Genomic DNA, 23970 nt, shown 5'->3' on the forward strand with positions numbered 1-23970 from the left:
GCCTACGCTGAGGAAATGCGGGGCGACTGGACCGGAATCAGCTTTTGACATGTCCTATTTCCTATCCTTATAAATTTGCAGTGTAAGCAACCCCATTGATTGGGGTTGTTTTATTTTTAGTTTGCTCATTATTATCAACTTTACTTGATTAATCTTTCCTTTTTTAACATAAAAAATCACAGATATGATTTTTTATGTTATATTTGATACATAGGAATATATGTGGACTTTATAACTGCGAATTTAGATGAAAGAAAAATTACTCATTTTTCTTATCGTTTTGCCTTTTTTCACCTTAGCTCAGGTGGTGACTATTCCTGACTCCAATTTTAAATTTAAACTGCTTCAATCCTCCCCTTCTAATACGATTGCTAAAAACAGTTCGGGGAATTCTATAGCTATTGACAGTAATGCTAATGGTGAAATAGAAACGCAAGAAGCGCTACAAGTTTTTCAATTGGACATCAACAACCAAGGGAGTCCGGTGAATGCAAAAATTGTTTCGCTTTCTGGAATTTCAGGATTCTCTCAATTGCGGGTATTGAATTGCAATGCCAACTTATTGTCGCAATTACCCATTCAAAGTTTGACTAACCTCACCCATTTGGCTTGTAAAAACAATCAACTTACTACGATAAATCTTTCCAATTTGAACCAATTGCAATGGTTTGAGGGTCAAAATAACCAAATACAAAATGTACTTTTTGGCAATAATGGAGCTTTGGTGAATTTGAACTTGGCTGGAAATGCTATCCAAACATTTACCACTCAGGGATTGACGGGATTAAGTCAGTTAGACATCAGTAATAACCCTTTGAATTCCTTGGTTTTCAACAACGGTTTGAATATTGCGAATGTGTATGCATCGCAAACGCTAATTTCGCAATTTGACGGAAGTAATTTACCGAATTTGTCCGTTGTTCAATTAGACCACAATCCCAACTTACAACAGGTATATCTTAAAAACAACCGGTTTGAATCGGGACTAAGTTTGACCAACACTCCCCAATTAAACTTTGTTTGCACCGACGACAACCCCATTGAAATTGCAAGTATTCAGTTTATGGTGAACACCTATTCGGGCAGTTCGCAATGTGCTGTCAATCCGTATTGTACCTTTCAACCAGGAGGAACATTGTATTCCTTAAAAGGTTCGGTTCGATTTGACACTAATTCGAATGGATGTGAACTAAATGATCCACTCGTTCCCAAAGTAAATTTGAAGTTGGTTCGAAATAACCAAACGGAACATCGTTACAGTTCTTCAGAAAATGGCAATTATTCCATTTACCTCAACGAAGGCAATTATACAATCGAACCCATTATTGAACATCCAGAATATTATGTAATTAATCCGGCTGTTTCACAACTCAACTTCCCTTTAAATCTTAGTCCGTTTACCCAAGATTTTTGTCTAAGTTACAACGGAAATCATAACGACTTAGAAATCATTGCCATTCCACTAACTGATGCGGTTCCAGGCTATTCCACAACCTACAAAATCATTTGTAAAAACAAAGGGACAACAACGCAAACGGCCACAATTACGTGGAGCTTTAATGCTCAATTGGCAAGTTTAAGCACGGTAAATCCTGTAGCCACTTCGCTCAATGCCAATCAGATTTCATGGACGGTTACTAATTTACAACCCTTTGCGTCGGAAGAATTTTTGGTCACCCATATATTACAAACACCTGCCAGTACACCCGGACTACAATCGGGTGATGTTTTAAATTTTACGGCCAATGTGAATGGTTTAACCGATGAATATTCTAATGACAACCAATTTGAATTAAAACATACTGTAGTAAATTCCTTTGATCCTAACTTTAAGTTTTGTTTGGAAGGAGCTACTATTTCTACAGAAAAAGTAGGCGATTTTGTACACTACATGATTCGATTTGAAAATTTAGGAACGGCGCCTGCCCGTAATATTGTGATTACGGATATGATTGACAGTGCTAAATTGGATTTAAGTTCGCTGATCATTTTAGACGCAAGTCATCCCTATGATTCAAGAACACTTCCCAATGGTCAAGTAGATTTTATATTCGAAAACATCAATTTACCGTTTGATGATGCCTCTAATGACGGATATATTGTGTTTAAAATTCGCACAAAATCGAGTTTAGTCATTGGCGATTCCTTCTCTAATACAGCTTCTATCTATTTTGACTACAATTTACCGATTGTAACGAATACTTATACAACAACAGTTAATGCCTTGGGAACAGTAGAAAATGAAGTTATTTCGCTTCAATTTGCTCCCAATCCCGCACAAGAGTATATTAAATTATCAAGTGATGCCTATTTTGTAGCGGAGGTATTTGATATGAATGGCCGTTTACTCGCCGTTAAACCCGTGAATGCTCAACAGATTGCTGTAGCAGAATTAGTTCCTGGACAATACTTACTTCGATTATCAAATTCTGATACTAAGGTCGTTATTCGATTCCAAAAACAATAATTTATTATCCTAATTCAATATCTAGATGAGAAAAGTATTTGTATTCCTTGCATTTTTTACTTGGTCTTTAATTTTCAGCCAAGAAGTTAGTCCAATTGAATTTAAAAAAGAAGCCGATTATAAAGTTGCGGAGCCCAAAGTAATTGAAAGTGCAACATATTTACTCAACTCGCCCTTAGACAACAATGAAATGCTTCGGATACAACATTTGCAATTCCTGATGCAATGGATGGAAGGTACTCCCGACTATACATTTAGCCTATCTGAAACCGCAACTAAGTTTAGTGGTGAAAACTCCAATTTATTGGGGGTTTATTTAGCAGCCATGATTGTTTATTTGGTTAAAGAACATGGGGATTCAAAAGATATTGCTGTCGTTGAATTAAACACTTTACGCATAGCTACAAATTATGTGGCAAAAAAAGAGAATAATGTGCCGCTTACATCGAATTTAAAAAAACTAATTGCGGGTAATGAAAAAGGAAATTTAGCAGAAGTTCTGAAAAAATTATAACCTTTTTTCCATCACAAAATCTTCCATGAAGTACCCATTTCCTATAGGAATATCAACCGTTTCAATACAAGTAAATCCAAACTTTTCATAAAAAGTTAGCGCTTTATTGAAACGGTTGACATTTAAAAAAATAGACTGTTGGTGGTGCTGCAACGCATAAGCACAACAATGTTCTAAGAGTATTCTTCCCCAACCTTTTCCTTGCAAATGGGACAAAACATAGAGTTTGTGCAATTTTGCAATATTGGGTTTTTCATGTAACGCCACAGCAGCGAAACCAAGTGCTTCACTATTTTCCTCTAAAATAAAAAAGACTTGTCCTTGCTCCATTTGCTGTTCTAATGCAGTGGGGGTGTAAAATTTATCCAACATATAATCCAATTGCTCTTTGGATAATATAGTACGATAAGCCACTGGCCAAATTGTTGCGGCAAGCGACTGAATAAGTAGGCAGTCTTGCGTTGTGGCAATCCGAATATTCATTTATTTCAACCGTTTTTGCTCACGGGCTAAAAGTGTATTTTTTAGTAACATTGCAATTGTCATGGGTCCGACCCCACCTGGAACTGGCGTAATATGCGATGCTTTTTTGGAAACATTTTCAAAATCCACATCACCAACGATACGGTACCCTTTTTCAGCAGTTTCATCGGCCACACGTGTGATTCCGACATCAATGACCACTACATCGTCTTTTACCATTTCTGCCTTTAAATAATTGGGGACGCCTAGGGCAGTTATGATAATATCCGCTTGGGTGGTAATTTGGTTAATATTTTTGGTATGACTGTGTGTGAGTGTCACTGTTGAATTACCAGGAAAGTGATTTCTACCCATTAAGATACTCATGGGCCGTCCCACAATATGACTACGCCCGATAACGACAGTATGCTTACCTTTGGTTTCTACATTATAGCGTTCGAGAAGTTCCAAAATTCCAAAAGGAGTTGCAGGGATGAATGTACTCATGTCTAATGCCATTTTTCCAAAATTCTCGGGATGGAAACCGTCCACATCTTTACTGGGATCAATGGACATCAGAATATGTTGGGTATCGATTTGTTTGGGTAAAGGTAATTGCACAATAAATCCGTCAATTGCATCATCTTCATTCAATTCTTTGATTTTCTTGAGCAACTCTGTTTCAGAAGTAGTGCTGGGCATACGGATTAAGGTAGATTCAAATCCCACGCGTTCGCACGCTTTTACTTTACTACTTACATAAGTCATACTCGCCCCATCATTCCCTACGATGATTGCTGCCAAATGGGGGACTTTTTCCCCATTACTTCGCATTTTTTGTACTTCATCAGCGATTTCATTTTTGATGTCTTCAGAAACTTTTTTACCGTCTAAAATTGTCATGTTGTTGTGTTTTGGTAGTTATCAAAAAAGGGCTTAAAATTCCTAGTCGAACTTCAAACCCTTTGTATTTTTTATTGCATTCCGGGCATGCCTTTCACACCTCCCATCATGCGCATTAAATTTTTACCTCCTGGACCTTGCATCATTTTCATCATCTTACTCATTTGGTCAAATTGTTTTAGAAGTTGGTTAACTTCTTCTACTTTTCGCCCCGCCCCTTTAGCGATTCTTGTTTTACGTTTCATATCGATGATAGAAGGCTTACTTCTCTCTTTGGGTGTCATGGAAAATATAATGGCTTCAATATGCTTGAAGGCATCGTCTTCGATTTCAACATCTTTAAGTGCTTTACCAGCACCGGGAATCATTCCGACCAAATCTTTCATGCTTCCCATTTTTTTAATCTGTTGTATTTGGGCTAAGAAATCGTCGAATCCAAATTCGTTTTTCGCGATTTTCTTTTGCAATTTACGGGCTTCCTCTTCGTTGTATTGTTCTTGTGCACGTTCCACTAAGGAAATTACGTCACCCATTCCCAAGATACGGTCGGCCATACGAGAAGGATAGAACACATCAATAGCGTCCATTTTTTCACCCGTACCAATAAATTTGATGGGTTTATTGACCACCGATTTAATAGAAATTGCGGCTCCACCACGAGTATCACCGTCTAATTTCGTTAAAATCACTCCGTCAAAATTCAAGCGATCATTAAATGCCTTAGCGGTATTTACGGCATCTTGCCCCGTCATGGAGTCCACAACAAATAAAGTCTCTTGGGGTTGAATGGCTTGATGAACATTGGCGATTTCATTCATCATTTCTTCATCAACGGCCAAACGGCCGGCTGTATCGACAATCACGACATTGAACCCATTCGAACGGGCATACTGAATTGCTTTTTGAGCAATATCAACTGCATTTTTATTTTCGGGCTCTGAATAAACTTCTACGCCTATTTGCTCACCAACCACGTGCAACTGATTAATTGCTGCAGGTCGATAGATATCACAAGCTACTAATAAGGGCTTTTTATTCTTTTTAGTTTTCAGGTAATTCGCAAGTTTCCCAGAGAAAGTTGTTTTCCCCGAACCTTGAAGACCTGACATTAAAATAACAGTAGGTGCTCCTGATAGATTGATTCCTGTCGCATCACCGCCCATTAATTCGGTCAACTCATCCTTAACGATTTTGACCATTAATTGTCCCGGTTGCAATGTTGTCAATACATCTTGACCAATCGCCTTATCTTTGACACGCGTTGTAAAATCTTTTGCGATTTTAAAGTTAACGTCGGCATCCAATAAAGCGCGTCTTACTTCTTTGAGTGTTTCAGCGACATTGATTTCGGTAATTTTTCCATGTCCTTTTAGGATATGAAATGCTTTATCGAGTTTTTCACTTAAATTTTGGAACATAATGTACTTGCAAAAATTGAAATGCAAAGATATAAATTAACACGGTGTCATTCAAATGGAAATGGAATAAAAAAACCATCCCAAAAAAGGGATGGTTCTAACAAAAACACACATTAGTAAGGTAAACTAACTAATTTTTTTCAAACGTAAGATAATCGGTTCCTCCGTTACCACCACTTACATCTATTAATTCTATTTTCGTATCTGTTCGGGATTGAATATCCCAATTATCGGATAAATCTGCATAGTGTGCAGGAGATACAAAAAGGATATTGAAATCTAAATCATTTATGGAATCATCAGAAGAGTTTGAATCGGTAACAGACCAAGTTCCTGTAAAGGTATTCGAACCATTAGACGCTGTTAACACATTGGAAGATCCAAAAGTAAAATTATAACCGTTAAATTGCGTCGTTTTTATAGTGCCCGAATCATTAAAATACGTAATTCTCCATGTCCCCGAAGTTGCGGTACTTACCACTTGATTTTGTACAGTATTTGTGTTTGATGTGTTATCATCATTGCTGCACATAGAGGCCACATTTAGCATAAAAAGGACCGCTAAAATTGGAATTAATTTTAGTTTCTTCATAATTATAGATTTAGAGTGCTTAGTATTTTGTAAGGTAGAGGTAATCGATTTTAGTACCGCCACCACTGGTATTTTTTAAACGAATTAACGTAGTCGTATATTCAACAATATCCCAATCTTCTTCCATATACTCTAGGGTATCCCCTGAGAATGACAAATCTAATTTTTGTTTATTCCCATCTTGGTATTTGGTCCAATCCCCATTTATTTGGGTAGCATTTTTTATTGCTTTTGAGGTACCATTAGCATAAAAATTAAAGTGATATCCGTTATAATCACTTGTTTCATCATTATTCCCTTTATAACAATAGGACACATACCATTGATTGTTCGTAAGCAAGGTTATAAAATCAGGTGTAGGATTTGTATTTCCATAGGTAGGACATTGCCCAATATTATCCTCAATCAACTGATTAAATGCAACATCAGAGGAAACTACATGATCGGAATCATTACTGTCTAAAACAGAGAAAGGATAGGAAAAGTTAAAGGTATCTCCATCACTCAAATTATTCAAAAAGGCATACAAACCTGAATTGTTTGTAAACGTATAGCTATCGGCTTCTTGTGAACTGGAATCATAAACAGTAACAATAACTGGGTATTGTACTTTTACACAAGAAATTTCATCTAAAAATGTACAAGGCCCCAGACTACTAATCAATTGATTGTACTCTGCTTGATTGAGTACTGTCTGTGTTTGGTAATTTCTAAATTTAACAGTGATAGGGAATTGAAAATGAACAATATCATCATCATTATTGTACATGTTTTTGATATCGAAAATTTGTTCTAAACCATCATTGGAAGCCGTAACAATAACATTTTGATTATTTACTTGAACGGAAACAGGGAGTACAATGTTGAAGTGGGAATTATCATCCATGATATCATCCCATGCCGTCGGGTTTTGAACCACACGCGCAACCAAACCAGTAAGTGCTGAATTTTTATTTAATGAAGGCGTATTATCATCCTCTTCATACTCTTTTTCCTCCTGACAAGAAGCAAAAAAAAGCACACTCAAAAAAAGAATCGATAATAAACGCATCGAGCTCATAGTGTATTGGTTTTATTTATAAACAAATATAAATGAATTTACCCTACCTAAAATAAATTTTTTATTTTTAGAGACTTAAATATTAACATTTAATAATGCCTTCAGAAGATACAATTTGTCAAGATTCAATGTATGAATCTTTTTATCGCAAACATGTAAAATCACTTCGAAATTACCTTTATTATAAATTTGGTGATTTGGATCAGGCTGAGGATTGTACCCAAGAAGCTTTTATTAAATTATGGCAAAATTGTGACCAGGTACCTGTTGAAAAAGCCAAATCATTTTTGTACACAGTAGCCAATAACCTCTCGCTCAATCAAGTGGCCCATAAAAAAGTGGTTCTTGAATTTGGAAAGAAAAACGCACATCGGTCAGAAACAAACGAGTCCCCCGACTATATCATGGAGGAAGAGGAATTTAAAACCAAATTGCTGACCGCAATAGCTAATTTAAATGAAACCCAACGTACTGCTTTTTTAATGCACCGAATTGATGGTAAAAAATACCACGAAATTGCAGAAGAGTTAGATATTAGTGTAAAAGCCGTTGAAAAAAGAATCCATTTGGCCCTTTTAGAACTCCGAAAAAAATTTTCAAACTTTTAGGTAGGGTAAATTAAATACAAATTGTTTTAATAAAGAATTCAGATGAAAATGGAAGATACTAATCGCTTAGCAGCTTGGCTCAACAATGAGCTCCCCGAAGCAGAGTTGAATACACTCCGCCAGGAAGAAGACTATGCGATATTGGAAAGAATAAAATTGTATTCCGCTGAACTACAGGTTAGTGATTTTGATTCAGATCGTTTTTATCAAAATATACTGGAGAAACGCAACCCGACAAAAGTACGTTCACTATTTTGGAAAAAAGCCTTGCAAATTGCAGCTATGGTAACTTTATTCTTAGGAATTGGAAGTGCCTATGTAATTACAAGAGGCGAACAACAAATTGCTGAAAATGGTTCAAATGTAGCCTTCAATTTACCCGACAATTCAAAAGTTGTTTTGCATTCAGGATCTGAGATCACTTACTCGGAAAACAATTGGGATTCTAATCGAAAATTGAACTTAATTGGAGAAGCGTATTTCAAAGTGGCCAAAGGAAAAAAATTCGAAGTAATCACTGAAGAAGGTACAGTAACCGTTTTAGGTACACAATTCAATGTAAAAGCAAGAAACAATCGTATTGATGTTACTTGTTTTGAAGGAAAAGTAAAAATTCAACACAAAAATAAAACAATCATTATCACCAAAGGTCAAACCATTGCTTTTGCCAATAATGAATTAATCATTAATCACCCAACCAAAGCTTTAAATCCCTCTTGGATTTCAAAAGAATTACAATTTGAGAAAATGCATCCACAGGATGTATTGGAAGAATTAAAACGTCATTACAACATTACCATTAACGACGTTACGCTTCCCAAAACAGAGTTGTTTACAGGTCATTTACCTGGAGATAATTCGGATATAGCTCTCCAATTGTTTGCGGCTTCATACCACCTGAAAGTGGTTAAAAATGGAGCACAAGACTATTCTTTTGAATTGATTCCATGATGCGACTAAAATATTTTTCATGTTTGTTTCTATGCTTTGTCTCCTTTATGAGTCTTCGTGCTCAGACGGGAGACTTCGTGCTTTTAGTACAAGTGTTGAAACAAATTGAAAAACAACATGCCGTTGAATTTAGTTATGTGGAAAATGAAGTCAATGGATTAAAAGTAATACCGCCCAATAGTAAACTCCCTTTAAACGAAAAGTTAACCAATCTCGCTCAACAAACGCAACTTACTTTTAATAGAATTAATAACAAGTACATCTCTATATCGGACAATAAAAAGATTAAAATATATTTTAAAGGCTATTTGAAAGATGTGGAAACCAAGCAACCTATTGAAAGTGCGTCAATTACCTTACATCCCTCTGAGCAAGTAATTATAAGTAATTCCAGTGGCTATTTTCAAATTAGCGAACCTACAACTTCTTCAATTACGATAACACATGTCAATCATGATCCTTTAATTATTGAAGACCTGAGTCCGCAAAACACACCTATTTTCTATTTAAAAACCAAAACCACCCAGCTGGAGGAAGTAGACACCCAAATTATCCTCACAAGGGGTGTGACCAAAAAATGGGATAGTGGGTATGAAATCAAACCCAAACAATTTGGATTGTTGCCCGGACTCACCGAAGCCGATGTATTCGAATCCATTAAACAAATTCCGGGGGTCATTAGTTCCGACGAAACCTTGTCTAATTTAAACATTCGTGGTGGGAATCAAGATCAAATCTTGTTCCAATGGAACGGTATGCGCTTGTATCAAGTGAGCCATTTCTTTGGCTTATTATCTGCTATTAATCCCAATTTAGCCCACAAAATTAATATTGTCAAAAATGGGAGTTCGCCCTATTACGGTGGCAGCGTTTCTGGTGTTGTCGACATTTCCACACTGCCTGACAATAAAAAAGAAGAAAAAGTAAGTTTTGGAGTTAACATGATTAATGTAGACGCTACTTTTCGTCACCGATTTAATGAAAAAACGCGTTTAGCTTTGAGTGCCCGACGTTCAATTACGGATATTTTGAATACGCCGACTTACCAAAATTATTATAATCGCGTATTCCAAAATACAGTCGTCACCGATTTATTGTTGAATGGCAATATTGCCTACACCAATGATTTAAAATTTTATTTCATGGATGTATCGGGTCAATTGGCACAGCGAATCAGTCCGAAAGTGGAACTTTTTGTGGATTTCTTACTGCTAACCAACCAATTGAACTTAACACAATCGCGAACTGAGAATGCTATTTTTATCAAAAAAAGTAGTTCCCTTGACCAAGAAACTACAGGCGGAATTGTTACTTCACGCATTCAATGGAATCCCAAACTTAAAAGTGACTATCGTTTGTTTTTTTCACAGTATGAGCTGTATTCTAATTATGAATCACTCAATTCCACTCAAACCCATTACCAACGTAACGAAATTCAGCATTTAGGTATTGATCTAAAAAATAAATACACCCTTAATTCCAATACATCGCTTGATTTTGGTTATCAATTTGATGAAATAGGAAATCAAAACATCAATCGAATCAATTCACCTGTAATTAATTCGGATGTGAAATACGTACTCCGTAACCATGCACTTATAGGAGATTTGAAATGGGAATTGCCCGAAAAAAATATCAAAACTTCCTTTGGGATTCGTCAAAATTATTTTGAACGTTGGGGCGTATTTATTACCGAACCCCGAATAAATATAGCTTGGCAACCCAATGCCCGCTGGCAATTTGAATTCAATGGCGAAATAAAAAATCAGACGGTTAGTAAGATTGTTGATCGTCAACAGGACTTTTTAGGAATTGAAAAAAGACGTTGGATTTTAAGTAATAACAGTGACATTCCGATTCTAAAAAACCGCCAACTTTCCGCAGGTGGTTCTTACCGATTCAAAGGCTGGTTGATCAGCAATGAATTTTTCATCAAAAAGGTAATCGGAATAACGGCTCGAAGTCAGGGCTTTCAAAATCAATATGAAAATTTAAATTTTACAGGCGATTATTTCATTTGGGGCAGCGAATTTTTAATTCAGCGCCAATGGAAAAACATAATTGTTTGGGCCACTTATTCGTATAATAATAACAACTATACCTTTAGAATAAATAATAACAACGTTCAATTTCCAAGCAATAATGAAATCATGCATCATTGGGCAACAGGTATTGTTTATGACACCCAAAAAATGAAACTTACCTTGGGAGGAAAATGGTTTACCGGAAGGCCAACAACATTACCTCAATCCCAAAACTTACAATACGACCCTAATACAGGTGCCTCCTTCATTAATTTCAATGCGCCCAACTCTTCCCATTTACCCAATTTTATTCAAATCAATGCCTCGGGCAGTTATGTTTTTCCTTTTAAAGAAAAACAATCATTAACACTAGGGGCGTCTATTTTGAATATTTTAAATACTCGAAATAAAATCAATCAATTCTACAGAATCAACACCAATGTGCAATCCATAGAAGAAATTAATACCTATTCATTGGAACGAACAATTAATGTTTTTGTTCGTTATACGTTATAAAAAAATCCGAATTTCTTCGGATTTAATTGTGGTTTTACATTCGTTCTGGGACTTGTATTCCCAATAACCCAAAGGCATTTCGAATGGTTTGTGCAACAATTTTTGACAATTGCACACGGAAGATTTTCTTCGCTGAATCGGTCTCTCCAAGAATGGAAACCGACTGATAAAATGAATTGTATTCTTTAACTAGTTCGTAAGTATAATTAGCAATGAGTGCCGGACTGTGTTGACGGGCGGCATCTTGAATTACATCAGGAAAATTAGAAATGATTTTCACCAATTCTTTTTCTTTTTCATGTAAAATCAGACTTACATCATTGGAATAATCAAAATCGGCTCTTCGCAGAATCGAACAAATTCGCGCATGCGTATATTGAATGAATGGCCCCGTATTTCCATTAAAATCAACAGATTCTTCAGGATTAAACATGATTTGTTTTTTGGGGTCTACTTTTAAAATGTAATATTTTAAAGCGCCTAATCCAATGATTTTGAAGAGTGCTTCTTTTTCTGATGCTGAATACCCCTCAAGTTTACCCAATTCAACGGCAATCGAACCCGCAGTTTGGGTCATTTCAGCCATCAAATCATCGGCATCGACTACTGTCCCTTCACGGGACTTCATTTTGCCAGATGGCAACTCGACCATCCCATACGATAAATGGTATAAACTTTCAGCCCATTCAAATCCTAATTTCTTTAGAATTAAAAACAGTACTTTAAAATGGTAATCTTGTTCATTTCCAACCGTATAAACCATTCCTCCTACATCGGGATAATCTTTTACCCGTTGAATTGCGGTACCAATATCTTGGGTCATATATACTGCGGTGCCATCGGAACGCAAAACGATTTTTCGATCCAAACCTTCTTGCGTCAAATCAATCCAAACCGATCCATCAGGGTCCCGTTCAAAGATTCCTTTGTCCAAACCGTATTGCACAACTTCTTTGCCCAGTAAATAGGTGTTACTTTCATAATAGTAACTATCAAAGTCAACACCCAATGCCGTGTAGGTTTGTTCGAATCCGTCATACACCCATTGGTTCATTTTCTTCCAAAGGGCAACTACTTCTTCATCGCCTGCCTCCCATTGACGCAACATTTCTTGTGCCTTTAGGAGAAGTGGGGCTTGCTTTTTGGCTTCCTCTTCCGATTTTCCTTCAGCAATTAACGTTGCTATTTCTTTTTTATACGCTTGATCAAAAGCGACATAAAAATTACCTACTAATTTATCCCCTTTTAATCCTGTAGATTCTGGCGTTTGACCCTCACCAAATAATTGCCAAGCCAACATCGACTTACAGATGTGAATCCCACGATCGTTGATGATTTGCGTTTTATACACTTTTTTTCCAGAGGCTTTCAAAATCTCAGCAACCGCAAATCCCAATAAATTATTTCGGATGTGGCCAAGATGCAAAGGTTTATTGGTATTGGGTGAAGAATATTCCACCATAACTGCTTTGGTGTCCAAATTATTTACAAATCCAAAGGTTGGATTATGTCGTATTTCATTAAAGTATTGAATATAATAATCATCGGAAATTACAATGTTTAAAAAGCCCGAAACCACATTATACTTAACCACATGGGGATGATTTTGAACTAAATAGTTTCCAATGGATTCACCAATTTGAACGGGATTCCCCTTAATTATTTTCAATAAAGGAAAAATAACCACCGTGATATCTCCTTCAAACTCTTTACGGGTGGCTTGAAATTCAATTTTTTCGGGTGTAACCCCAAAACTTTGAAAAACAGCTTCTTGAATGGACACGGTAAGAGTTTCCTGTAATCTCATGATATAAAAATTAAAAATGCAAAGATAAATGAATAAACTTTTTGTTCCGATTAAGATTAACAAATTGGATTAAAAGTAGTTTTGTGCGAATTTTATTATAATATTTTTCTTACTTTTAAAAACAATAAATGCATTTCATCGATTTTATTTGTATTTTATCGATGTTATTTATAATATTTGTGATGTCAAAATCAAGCCCCTATGAAAAAACTATTAACCTTCATGCTGTTTTTCTTCAGTGTATTTGGTTTTTCACAAGCCATTACTGTAGATCAAAACACCTACACAGTACCTCAATTGGTCAATAATGTATTGATTAATTCACCTTGTGTAACTGCGCAAAACATTACCTGGAGAACCGGATCCAATTTTGGTTCGACAAATGGTATTGCTTACTTTTCCAATTCCAATTCCAATTTCCCAATGTCTAGCGGGGTGGTATTAACTACTGGTAGTGCTTTGGAAGCTGCCGGACCGAATACCACATTATTAGAAGCTGGAAATTCCGCTTGGATTGGAGATGCCGATTTAGAAGCCACTTTGGCTGCTTCGGGTATTACGATGAGTTCTACGAATGCAACTGTATTGGAATTTGAATTCACGCCGCTCTCCCCGTATTTCAATTTTGATTTTCTTTTTGCATCCGAAGAATATGGAAATTTCCAATGTCAATTTTCAGATGCATTTGCATTTTTATTAACCGACATGACCACAGGTGTAACAACCAATTTGGCTGTAGTTCCGAATACCAACTTACCGATTTCGGTGGTTACTATTCGTGATTATTTATACAATTCAACATGTCCTTCTGCAAATGCTCAATACTTTGGACGTTATAATGGAGGTAACAATGCTGCAACTGCGCCAGTTAATTTTAATGGGCAAACCACATTAATGACTGTATCATCAAGTTTAAATACAACGCATTCTTACAAAATCAAATTGGTGATTGCAGACCGTGGGGACTATAAATCGGATTCTGCCATTTTTATCGCTTCTGAAAGTTTCAACATTGGACAAGACGTTTTGGGTCCGAACCTAACAGTTGCCAATCAAACAGCTATTTGTAGTGGGCAAAACACTACAATTCCTTCTGGATTAAATCCCGCCTTGTACACTTTTGTATGGAAAAGAAATGGTGTGGTATTAAATGGTGAAACAGGTCCCAATTTGGTTGTTACATCACCTGGAACTTATGAATTGGTATATACCAATATTGCTTTTCCTTGCCAACAAATTTCGGATTCCATTGTAGTTGAATTTTATACTGCATATAATGTTAGCAATCCGAAAAACCTATACAAATGTGATAATGGTTCTGGATCTTATACTTACAATTTAAACTTGAATACAACAACAGTGATGGCAAACCAACCGCCTACAACCACTGTTCGTTATTATACTAGCCAAGCTGACGCAACCAATGATGTCAATCCGATTCCACTTTCTTATACTTGTAATGGGAACCAAACCATCTACATGCGTGTGGTTAATCCGACAACAGGTTGTTTTGTAATAAAATCATTTCAATTATTACTAACCGCTCCTCCAGTTGCTAATCCAGCACCCGATGTAAAAGCGTGTGCCCGTCCACAAGGAGGTCCTGTAATGTTTAATTTGCCTATTGCCGCTACAACCAGTGTATTAGGAAGTCAAGATCCTGCTATCTATGGAGTGGATTATTTTAGAACATTAAATGATGCAAATAACAACACCAATGCCTCAGGATTTATTAATTCGACTGGTGGGGTTTGCTATGCACGCGTATATGTAAAAACAGACCCAACTTGTTTTGCTGTTGTTGCTATTAATTTAGTAATTGTACCAGTTCCACCAGTTGATGATTTAGATGATGTGATTACTTGTGCAGATTATACATTACAACCTTTAACAAACGGTCAATATTTTACGGAACCTGGAGGTCAAGGTGTACAACTTTTTGCTGGAGACATCATCACTCAGACCACTACTTTATACATTTATAACTCTTATCCAACTCCACCCTCTTGTCCTAGTGAGACCTTTTTTACGGTAACTATCATCAAACCAGATGACATCAATAATGAGCCCGCAGAATACTGTAATAGCTACAGTTTACCTCAATTGACACAAGGTGAATACCACACGGAACCGAATGGAGCAGGTATGATTTTACCCGGGGGTACTATTATTACCACATCACAAACCATCTATTTCCATTTTGTTTCTACAGAACCTCCTTTCTGTGTTATTGACAAACCTATGGTAATCAATATCGTAACACAAGGAAGTGTTGCTCCAATCAATGATGTATTTGACTGTACTTCGTATACGCTACCTCCATTGTCTCTTGGAAATTATTACACAGAACCGAATGGACTAGGAACACAATTAAGTGCTGGAACAGTAATCACTACTACACAACGTATTTACGTTCGTGCAAGTAACGGTCCTTGTTCAAGTGAGACTTCGTTTAACGTGGTTATTGGAATCAATTTCCCGACTTCAGCCACAGCCTGTGTTTCGTATACATTGCCTCCATTAGAAATTGGAAATTATTTCACAGGCCCCATGGGAACTGGAACACAAATTCCTGCTGGAACAGAAATCAATACAACACAAACAATCTATATTTATGCGGTGTCACAATCGCAACCGAATTGTACAGACAACTATAACTTTACAATAACAATTAATCTTCCACCGTTAACTGCGCCAACCAATACAACGGCATGTAGTGCGTATGAATTACCCCAAATTCCTTATGGTAATTATTTTACTGGACAAGGAGGTACAGGTGATATTTTATTCGCAGGTGATTTAATCACTACCTCTAAAACCATTTATATTTATTTGAATGGCGAAGGGGGTTGTATTAACGAAATTAGTTTCGAAGTAACTGTAAATCAAATCCCTGTTGTAGATTCACGATCTGACATTGATGCTTGTCATGCCTATGTATTAACCAACTTAGAACATGGAGATTATTACACAGGTCCCGGTGGAACAGGAACATTATTACACGGTGGCGATGTAATTCATTCGACGCAAATGCTATACATTTTTGCCAATAATAACGGTTGTACCAATGAGACTTCTTTCACAGTAAATATTTTCACTATTGATGCCGATGTAGTACCGAATGCTCAAGTTTGTGACTCCTATATTTTACCTGCACTAACAGGAAACAATAAATATTATACCGTGAGTGGCGGGCCAACAGCCGGTGGTCAAGAATTGTTACCTGGCGCAGTTATTACAACAACGCAAACAATTTACATTTATGTAGAATCGGGAGGACGTATCAACTGTACCAATGAAAGCAGTTTCACCGTGACAGTTACTCCATCACCCGTTATTGCTCCAATTGCTAATGTATTTGCTTGCGATTCGTATACATTACCTGCTTTAACTCTAGGTGATTACTATACCGCTCCCAATAAAGGCGGGACATTATTACATGCTGGAGATGTGCTTACTACGAATCAAACATTGTATGTATATAGCGAAACTGGAACTACACCCAACTGTTTTGACGAAAAAAGTTTTTCCATTTCGATTTATAATGTACCGCAAATGGCGAATGTTACAACATGTTCTAGCTATACCTTGCCTGCATTAGCACTTGGAAATTACTATAATGGTCCGAATGGAACAGGCGGTATCATCAATGCTGGTAGTGTAGTGACGCAAACGAAAACCATTTATATTTTTGGAAATTCGGGGTATTCACCAAATTGTTCTGATGAAACCTCGTTTACAGTAACCATTGTCCCTACTCCTGTGGCGAATACAGTACCTGTTGCCTCGCGTACATTCTGCGATACTGATGGCACTAATGATGGCGTACTCAATGTGGCATTAACCGTATTTAATCCTGTAGTTTTAGGAGCGCAAACTGGACCTGAATTTGTAGTGACTTACCATGCAACACTTGCAGATGCAACAACAAATACAGCGGCCATCGCACAAACAACAGCGACCTTAGTCTATGTTCGCGTAAGCAACACCTTAGCTCCCGATTGTTTTGAGGTTAAAGCCATTCAAATCATCATTAATAAATTGCCAGTACCTACTCCTATTGATGGTATAATGTGTTACAACACCTTTACGAATCATTTGATTCAACCGTATATCATTACCAGTGGATTATCAGCTGCTTCGCATACCATCAAATGGTACAACGAACAAGGGCAACAAGTGGGTACAGGTGCAAATTATACCGCTATTACTCCTGGTGTATACAGTGTAATTGCTACGAATAATGTAACGGGGTGTGCATCTGACGAAGTTTTTGTAACGGTAACCCCTTCTGAACCTGCTATTGTTGCGTATACAGTTAATGAGGACTTTGCCGATACACAATCCATCACCGTAGAAACTCAAGGTACCGGAGATTACGAATACCAATTGGACAACGGTGCTTTTCAAGATAGTCCGACCTTCAACAACGTCATGAGTGGATTCCATACCATTACAGTTCGTGATAAAAACGGTTGTGGATTAACGGTAACCAATGCAATTGTTGTAAACTATCCGCATTACTTTACACCGAATGGTGATGGTGCCAACGAAACTTGGAACATCAAAACATTGAGTGATCAAGAAGTAGCCTACATCTACATTTATGACCGTTATGGTAAATTATTAACCCGAATCAAACCTTCTAGTAGTGGTTGGGACGGAAATTATAACAATACTCAAATGCCGGCAGACGATTATTGGTTTATCGTAAACTATAAAAAAGACGGTGAAGAAAAAGAATTTAAAGCGCATTTTGCCTTGAAGAGATAACGCCTTTTTTGCCCCAAGTTAAAAAGGAAATTAGTTGGTTAAATACCCATTTTGCAAAAAACCCCGAGATTGATTTCTCGGGGTTTCTTTTTTTATTACTTTCTAAACTATTACCAACGGATAATCGCACTACCCCAGGTGAATCCACTTCCAAAGGCAGCTAGTACCACTAAATCGCCTTCCTTAATTTTAGCTTGTTCCCAAGCCTCAGTTAAAGCAATCGGAATAGAAGCAGCGGTTGTATTTCCATATTTCATAATGTTATTATACACCTGATCGTCTGTTAATCTAAATTTTTGCTGAATGAATTGAGCGATTCGCAAATTCGCTTGATGCGGAATCAACATATTGATATCGGCCACCTCCAATTGATTGGCTTGCAACCCTTCATTGATGACCTCGGTAAAACGAACAACTGCATTTTTAAAGACAAACTGTCCGTTCATATAGGGGAAATACGATTCATCATTGGGATCATTTTCATGGATAATGTCAGTTACCCAACGTTTCCCCATTCCCGGAGCAATAAGCGCCAATTCTTCTGCGTGTTGCCCTTCGGAATGAAGATGTGTCGATAAAATTCCTTTGGTCAAATCAGTTTCGCGACTGATGATGGCCGCTCCTGCCCCATCGCCAAAAATCACGGAAACGCCACGTCCTCGTGTGGTCATATCCAATCCATGCGAATGCAACTCAGAACCAATAATTAAAATATTTTTGTACATCCCTGTTTTGATATACTGATCGGCAATAGACAGCGCATATACAAAACCCGAACATTGATTTCGGATATCCAAAGCACCTACCGTTTTGAGTCCTAAATCGCGTTGAACCAAAACCCCTGGTCCTGGGAAATAGTAATCCGGACTCAAGGTGGCAAAAATGATAAAATCAATTTCATCTTTGTCAATATTGGCGCGTTCAATCGCAATTTTAGCCGCTTTAACCCCCATAGATGTGGTGGTATCTTCACCGCGAATCACATGACGACGCTCTTGAATGCCAGTTCGCTCCTGAATCCATTCGTCATTCGTGTCCATCATTTGGGACAAATCTTCATTAGTGACCACATTATCAGGAACATAGAACCCTAACCCCGTTATTTTAGAATGAAACATTTTATAGAATTTTCAAAATTAGATACACAAATTTAACAAATTGTCATTTCTCATAGGACAGTAATTCCTAAAAATAATAATCTGATTATTGGATTAAAAACAATTCTTATTCACCTGATTAATTTCCAATAGATTAACCGACACATTTTTTAGATTAACCTCTTTTAATTTACGTTTAGGGTTTTTCCATTTTAATTTGTTTCTATGAAAATCAAAACGATATACAAATGAAAAAATGGTACTTCTTAGGAGTATTGTTATTGAGTATGACTGCTTTTTCACAAACAGGTGTGGTCATTACGTATTACGACAATACCCAACAACAATTTAATGTGCAAACAACGGGAAAACTTTTTTTCTCAGGAGATAATTTACAAATTCAAATTGACGATACGGTGACCCAACCCACCAGCATTCCTGTAACCATTATTCAACGCATTACTTTTACCAATAATTTAAGTACTACACAACAAACAGCAGCAGTTATTCGGCTTAATTTATTTCCCAATCCTGGTTCGGAATACATTCAAATCAGTAGCGCTGATGAGGAAATTTTACAAGTAAAAATATACAACAATAACGGTCAATTATTACAGAACGGATCCTATTTCCCTATGCAAAATATTGACGTTTCCAATTTAGAATCTGGAATCTATTGGGTTCATGTGAATGGTGCAACGCTAAAATTTGTAAAACGATGAAAAAGTTACTTGTAGGATTCGTATTGGGACTTTCATCGTTAAGTTGGGCCCAACAGCAAATGAACGTTCACAATTCAGGGAATGTAATGTATACGACACCCATTTCAGATGTTGAAAATGTGAAATTGGATAATACCTATGCTAAAATCAAGTTGAACGCGAATACCACTTCTTTGGATATTCAAAAGCAAGTCATAGATTATATCGATTTTTCAACTACAGTGACCAACTTAGATAAAATTTACATCATCTATAATGGAACAGACAATGCCACCATTATTAATCCGTATGCTAACCAAGGTGTAGCCATTACTGCAGTTGCCGGTACCGTTACCGTTAATGCTACCTCTGGAATTGATAATTTAGAATACAATATCTTGGGTTCGACGTCAAATGGTAGTCTGACCCTCACAACCGACAAAGACGTAAATTTGGTCTTGAACAATGTAACGCTTACGAATGCTTCAGGCGCCGCGTTTACTATTATTGGTGGTAAAACAACAAACTTGCTATTAACACCCAATACCATCAATACTTTGGTGGACAGCACTACCAGTTTGGCCAATGGAACGATTACCACGGACGGACCGATTACTGTTGCTAATACAGGAACTTTAAAAGTAACGGGGTTAAAAAAACACGGCATTAACACTTCGTCATCGATCTCAATCAGCGATGGAATTGTCACAGTGATAGCAGCAGCCACCGATGGTTTTCATAGCGAAGGCTATGCCCAAGCAGGAGGAACAGTAACCATTACTTCTTCTAGTGACGGTATTGACGCTGGAAATGGTGCGATTTCCATGAGCAATGGGTCACTTACAATTACCTCAACAGCAGCAGACGTCAAAGCACTGAAAACAGGAACCAATACCATTTCATTCACGGGAGGAACTTTTAACGCAACCGTTTCTGGAGCACAATCCAAAGCGATTAGCGCCAAAGGGAACATCACTTTTGATGGCGGTACATTTACTATTTCACTTTCTGGTGCAACGGTTTTGGTGGCTTCAGGGGCAGGTTTCGATCCTTCTTATCCTACTGGAGTAAAATCGGATGCGATTATAACCCTCAACAACGGTACGTTTACCATTACTACAACGTCAACGGCAACGGGGGCAAAAGGATTTTCCAGCAATAGTGAAATTATCGTAAATGGAGGAACCATTAATGTGACTACGGCCGGTGGAGGTGCTAATTATACCAATGCATTAGGGGTAGCCGACTCATACTCAACTTCAGCATTTTCAGCCGATACCAATGTGACCATCAATGGTGGTACCCTGAATTTAACCAATACGGGAACCGATGGAAAAAATATTTCAGCCGATGCTAACGTAACGATTGCTAATGGAAATCTAACGCTATCCAATTCAGGAGGAGCTGGAAAAGGAATTAAAGCCGACGGAATAATAGCCGTAAACGGAGGTACGACAACTATCAACTTATCAGGCGCTACTGTGTTAACCGCTTCAGGAAGTGGGAACAATCCAGGATATCCAACGGGTATTAAAGCGACGAGTCAGGTGCAAGTTACCAACGGTTCTTTAACCATCGTGGGAACATCAGCGGCTACTGGAGCAAGAGGATTGTCTTCGGATGGGGCTATAACCATTTCTGGAGGAACGGTTTCAGTTACTTTAGCGGGTAATGGTGCAACTTACACCAATACTACTGGCGTTTTGGATTCCTATGGCGCTGCTGCAATCACTTCTGACACCAATGTTACAATAAGTGGCGGAACTGTAACCACTTCATGTTCTGGAACAGGAGGCAAAGGATTAAAATCAGATGGAACAATGACCATTGGAACAGCCACTTCTTCTCCAACAATCAATCTTACGACTACTGGAGCGCGTTTTCTAGTTTCTGGAACGGATTACAATCACCCTAAAACCATGGTGGCTGTAGGTGCGTTGGTTTTGAATAACGGTACAGTAACGATTAATTCTACCGATGACGGAATCCATTCGGATGCATCGGTTACTGTGAGTGGCGGAACGCACACCGTCAGTGCAATTTCAACGGTTTCCGCTATGGGGGAAGGTATTGAAGCCCCTATCATTACTTTTGCAGGTGGCGTGACCAATGTTACGGCTTCGAATGATGGTATCAACTGTACGTATGGTACGGTTAGTGGCGGGACGGAATCCAATGATAACAGTCATTTGTATGTAACCGGTGGTGTACTGATTGTTGCTGGAAAAGATGCGGTCGATAGTAACGGAAATATCACGATTACCGGAGGTACATCGATCATTTGTGGTCCTACCAGTTCGCCCGAAGAAGGATTCGACTTCAATGGAACGTTTAACATGAATGGCGGTACTGTCATCTCAGCCGGTTCCAATTCAAACATGACCAAGAATTTCAGCGCAACTTCGACACAACGTACCATGTATATCAAATCGTCGGCACAATTAGCCGCAACTTCTTTAATTCATATTCGTACAGCAGCGGGCGTAGAATTAGCGACTTTTAAACCTAAAAATGCGGTGTACTATTTTCATTTTTCCAGTCCGAATGTGGCGGGAAGTACCTCTCATCAAATTTATTTTGGTGGAACCTACACGGGCGGAAGTTTCGTAGGAAACAGTTCGGGTTGGGGACTCTACACGGGTGGAACTTATTCCACCACTGGAGGAACATTAAAATCAACGTTTACCACTTCAGGAACGAGTACATTAAATACGGTAACCTTTTAAATTGCCCTAATTATAAACAAAAAAGACAGCTGTTATGGCTGTCTTTTTTTATTCTATTTTACAATTTTGACCGATTGTCGACCTGTATTGGTATGCAAATTCAAATAATACACGCCTTTTGCATACGGAAAATCAAAGCTATAGTTTTTCTTTCCTGCACTTTCAACAACATCAACAATGAGGGTTTTGACTAATTTACCTTGCACATCATAGAGTCCCAAATTTAAATGATCAACGCCTAAATAGTCAATTTCAATATTCAATTTATCTTTAATGGGATGGGGTGCAATTTTCACTTGTAAAGGAACTCGCGCTTGTTCGTTAAAAGCTGGCACACTCATGTTGGGTGTCATCTTATAAATGGTTGTACCACAGGCATACGCTAAATCTGGACTCATTATAAAAATTCGATTCAAATTACTGCCTACCGTGGTATTGGTCCAAGTATCGCCACCATTGGTTGTTTCATAGAATCCGGTGGCATGTCCGCCCATCCAACCGTGGTTTTCATCCACAAATCCGACGGCTTGAATTTCGGGTTCGGGTGCTACTTTGGTAATCCAAGTCTGACCCCCATCAATAGTTTTAATTAATTTTCCATTGTTAGGAGCTACGGCTTCAATCGCGCCAAATATCACATTAGAATTGCCTTGTAACACTTGCAATTTCCAAACATATTCCCCTGCAATGGTATCGTTGAATAAAGTCGTCCAGGTCTGACCCCCATCCGTAGTTTTTAAGATAACGGCACCGGTACTATTATTCCCAGCCGCAAAACCGGTATTTTCATCCAAAAACAAGATCTCGACTAAGGCTTCTGCATAAGCGCTCATGTCTATGTATTGCCAAGTCACACCACTGTCGGTTGATTTAATGATATATGCTGGTGAAAAATAGGCGCCACAACCATAAACGGTGGTTGTCCCTACGCAATCCAACCCGCAAATGGCTAGTGGATTCGGATTTATGGTAACCAAATTCCAGGTAGTACCCCCATCGGTAGTGCTGTAAAATTTACCATTTAAGGTGCCTAGAAACCCAATATTCTCATCTAAAAATTCGATGTTTCGAAAGTAGTGGTTACTGCCCAACAAGGTATTATTGGTTTGTAACGTCCAATTTGAACCCCCGTCAGTCGTTTTATAAACGGCAGCATAATAGCCATTGGCGGCCCATCCTACATTTTCATTGAGAAAAAAAACATCGTCAAAACGTTGTCCGTTCGTATTTACTGCGACATTGGGTAATGGAGCCCAAGTGAGTTGAGCTGAAAGTTTCATCCCTAGTAGAATAGCGGATAAAAGCAACTTTTTCATGGTTGAAGATTTTATCCAAAAGTAAAAAATTAACG

The 23970-nt window shown here is 37.8% G+C and carries 16 protein-coding genes; 8 read left to right on the top strand and 8 right to left on the bottom strand.

Features of this window, described 5'->3' with window-relative positions:
* The first annotated feature begins 247 nt into the window (after positions 1 to 247).
* Together OLM45_RS12545 and OLM45_RS12550 are read left to right on the top strand one after the other, a co-directional pair.
* Entirely contained in the window at positions 248 to 2467 is a 2220-nt protein-coding gene (locus tag OLM45_RS12545; protein ID WP_264510670.1) for a T9SS type A sorting domain-containing protein, read from the top strand.
* Positions 2468 to 2492: 25 nt separating this feature from the next.
* Positions 2493 to 2981 carry a hypothetical protein gene (locus OLM45_RS12550; RefSeq protein WP_264510672.1) on the top strand — a complete coding sequence of 163 codons (489 nt, stop codon included), beginning with the start codon at positions 2493 to 2495 and terminating at the stop codon, positions 2979 to 2981.
* Here OLM45_RS12550 and OLM45_RS12555 read toward each other — a convergent pair.
* The 5 genes from OLM45_RS12555 to OLM45_RS12575 form a co-directional block, all read right to left on the bottom strand.
* The gene (locus OLM45_RS12555) at positions 2976 to 3464 is read right to left on the bottom strand and encodes a GNAT family N-acetyltransferase (RefSeq protein WP_264510674.1); all 489 of its coding nucleotides are present in this window, start codon (positions 3462 to 3464) and stop codon (positions 2976 to 2978) included. The two genes, OLM45_RS12550 and OLM45_RS12555, sit on opposite strands and share 6 nt — an antisense overlap.
* Positions 3465 to 4346 (bottom strand): bifunctional 5,10-methylenetetrahydrofolate dehydrogenase/5,10-methenyltetrahydrofolate cyclohydrolase, encoded by an 882-nt coding sequence (locus tag OLM45_RS12560; RefSeq protein ID WP_129461459.1) that lies wholly within the window; start codon positions 4344 to 4346, stop codon positions 3465 to 3467.
* Between the two features lie 71 nt (positions 4347 to 4417).
* Positions 4418 to 5764, bottom strand: coding sequence for a signal recognition particle protein (ffh, locus tag OLM45_RS12565; protein ID WP_264510676.1), 1347 nt, complete (start codon positions 5762 to 5764; stop codon positions 4418 to 4420).
* 130 nt (positions 5765 to 5894) lie between these two features.
* The gene (locus OLM45_RS12570) at positions 5895 to 6356 is read right to left on the bottom strand and encodes a hypothetical protein (protein ID WP_264510678.1); all 462 of its coding nucleotides are present in this window, start codon (positions 6354 to 6356) and stop codon (positions 5895 to 5897) included.
* A 19-nt stretch (positions 6357 to 6375) separates the two neighbouring features.
* On the bottom strand, positions 6376 to 7416 hold the full coding sequence (locus tag OLM45_RS12575) for a hypothetical protein (protein ID WP_264510681.1): 1041 nt from the start codon (positions 7414 to 7416) through the stop codon (positions 6376 to 6378).
* 95 nt (positions 7417 to 7511) lie between these two features.
* Between OLM45_RS12575 and OLM45_RS12580 the strand changes: the two genes are divergently transcribed.
* Genes OLM45_RS12580 through OLM45_RS12590 form a run of 3 tightly spaced genes read left to right on the top strand, consistent with a single transcriptional unit; the run spans position 7512 to position 11515 of the window.
* Complete coding sequence (locus tag OLM45_RS12580) at positions 7512 to 8024, top strand: RNA polymerase sigma factor (protein ID WP_264510683.1); 513 nt, start codon at positions 7512 to 7514, stop codon at positions 8022 to 8024.
* Between the two features lie 48 nt (positions 8025 to 8072).
* Positions 8073 to 8975, top strand: a complete 903-nt coding sequence (locus OLM45_RS12585; RefSeq protein WP_264510685.1) for a FecR family protein — start codon at positions 8073 to 8075, stop codon at positions 8973 to 8975.
* A 47-nt stretch (positions 8976 to 9022) separates the two neighbouring features.
* Positions 9023 to 11515 (top strand): TonB-dependent receptor plug domain-containing protein, encoded by a 2493-nt coding sequence (locus OLM45_RS12590; RefSeq protein WP_264510687.1) that lies wholly within the window; start codon positions 9023 to 9025, stop codon positions 11513 to 11515.
* Positions 11516 to 11549: 34 nt separating this feature from the next.
* Here OLM45_RS12590 and argS read toward each other — a convergent pair whose 3' ends face one another.
* The gene (gene argS, locus OLM45_RS12595; RefSeq protein ID WP_264510689.1) at positions 11550 to 13322 is read right to left on the bottom strand and encodes an arginine--tRNA ligase; all 1773 of its coding nucleotides are present in this window, start codon (positions 13320 to 13322) and stop codon (positions 11550 to 11552) included.
* Between the two features lie 201 nt (positions 13323 to 13523).
* Here argS and OLM45_RS12600 point away from each other — a divergent pair, with 201 nt between their 5' ends.
* Positions 13524 to 18095: a T9SS type B sorting domain-containing protein gene (locus OLM45_RS12600; protein ID WP_264510691.1), complete on the top strand. Its 4572-nt coding sequence runs from the start codon at positions 13524 to 13526 to the stop codon at positions 18093 to 18095.
* A gap of 110 nt (positions 18096 to 18205) precedes the next feature.
* Here OLM45_RS12600 and OLM45_RS12605 read toward each other — a convergent pair whose 3' ends face one another.
* The gene (locus OLM45_RS12605) at positions 18206 to 19213 is read right to left on the bottom strand and encodes a 3-oxoacyl-ACP synthase III family protein (protein ID WP_264510693.1); all 1008 of its coding nucleotides are present in this window, start codon (positions 19211 to 19213) and stop codon (positions 18206 to 18208) included.
* 227 nt (positions 19214 to 19440) lie between these two features.
* Between OLM45_RS12605 and OLM45_RS12610 the strand changes: the two genes are divergently transcribed.
* Positions 19441 to 19914: a T9SS type A sorting domain-containing protein gene (locus OLM45_RS12610; protein WP_264510695.1), complete on the top strand. Its 474-nt coding sequence runs from the start codon at positions 19441 to 19443 to the stop codon at positions 19912 to 19914.
* Positions 19911 to 22619 carry a beta strand repeat-containing protein gene (locus OLM45_RS12615; RefSeq protein ID WP_264510697.1) on the top strand — a complete coding sequence of 903 codons (2709 nt, stop codon included), beginning with the start codon at positions 19911 to 19913 and terminating at the stop codon, positions 22617 to 22619. The genes OLM45_RS12610 and OLM45_RS12615 overlap by 4 nt, the downstream gene beginning before the upstream one ends.
* Positions 22620 to 22672: 53 nt before the next feature.
* On the opposite strand, the gene OLM45_RS12620 is transcribed toward OLM45_RS12615, so the two are convergent.
* Positions 22673 to 23935, bottom strand: coding sequence for a YCF48-related protein (locus OLM45_RS12620; RefSeq protein ID WP_264510699.1), 1263 nt, complete (start codon positions 23933 to 23935; stop codon positions 22673 to 22675).
* Positions 23936 to 23970 lie beyond the last annotated feature (35 nt).

Source organism: Flavobacterium sp. N1719 (assembly GCF_025947045.1).
Classification (GTDB): domain Bacteria; phylum Bacteroidota; class Bacteroidia; order Flavobacteriales; family Flavobacteriaceae; genus Flavobacterium; species Flavobacterium stagni.

What these genes read in the sequence shown, in the direction of transcription:
- OLM45_RS12560 (WP_129461459.1), bottom strand. Translation starts at nt 4,346, where the DNA reads ATGACAATTTTAGACGGTAAAAAAGTTTCTGAAGACATCAAAAATGAA.
- OLM45_RS12575 (WP_264510681.1), bottom strand. Translation starts at nt 7,416, where the DNA reads ATGAGCTCGATGCGTTTATTATCGATTCTTTTTTTGAGTGTGCTTTTT.
- ffh (WP_264510676.1), bottom strand. Translation starts at nt 5,764, where the DNA reads ATGTTCCAAAATTTAAGTGAAAAACTCGATAAAGCATTTCATATCCTA.
- OLM45_RS12620 (WP_264510699.1), bottom strand. Translation starts at nt 23,935, where the DNA reads ATGAAAAAGTTGCTTTTATCCGCTATTCTACTAGGGATGAAACTTTCA.
- OLM45_RS12615 (WP_264510697.1), top strand. Translation starts at nt 19,911, where the DNA reads ATGAAAAAGTTACTTGTAGGATTCGTATTGGGACTTTCATCGTTAAGT.
- OLM45_RS12600 (WP_264510691.1), top strand. Translation starts at nt 13,524, where the DNA reads ATGAAAAAACTATTAACCTTCATGCTGTTTTTCTTCAGTGTATTTGGT.
- argS (WP_264510689.1), bottom strand. Translation starts at nt 13,322, where the DNA reads ATGAGATTACAGGAAACTCTTACCGTGTCCATTCAAGAAGCTGTTTTT.
- OLM45_RS12605 (WP_264510693.1), bottom strand. Translation starts at nt 19,213, where the DNA reads ATGTTTCATTCTAAAATAACGGGGTTAGGGTTCTATGTTCCTGATAAT.
- OLM45_RS12585 (WP_264510685.1), top strand. Translation starts at nt 8,073, where the DNA reads ATGGAAGATACTAATCGCTTAGCAGCTTGGCTCAACAATGAGCTCCCC.
- OLM45_RS12610 (WP_264510695.1), top strand. Translation starts at nt 19,441, where the DNA reads ATGAAAAAATGGTACTTCTTAGGAGTATTGTTATTGAGTATGACTGCT.
- OLM45_RS12550 (WP_264510672.1), top strand. Translation starts at nt 2,493, where the DNA reads ATGAGAAAAGTATTTGTATTCCTTGCATTTTTTACTTGGTCTTTAATT.
- OLM45_RS12545 (WP_264510670.1), top strand. Translation starts at nt 248, where the DNA reads ATGAAAGAAAAATTACTCATTTTTCTTATCGTTTTGCCTTTTTTCACC.
- OLM45_RS12555 (WP_264510674.1), bottom strand. Translation starts at nt 3,464, where the DNA reads ATGAATATTCGGATTGCCACAACGCAAGACTGCCTACTTATTCAGTCG.
- OLM45_RS12590 (WP_264510687.1), top strand. Translation starts at nt 9,023, where the DNA reads ATGAGTCTTCGTGCTCAGACGGGAGACTTCGTGCTTTTAGTACAAGTG.
- OLM45_RS12580 (WP_264510683.1), top strand. Translation starts at nt 7,512, where the DNA reads ATGCCTTCAGAAGATACAATTTGTCAAGATTCAATGTATGAATCTTTT.
- OLM45_RS12570 (WP_264510678.1), bottom strand. Translation starts at nt 6,356, where the DNA reads ATGAAGAAACTAAAATTAATTCCAATTTTAGCGGTCCTTTTTATGCTA.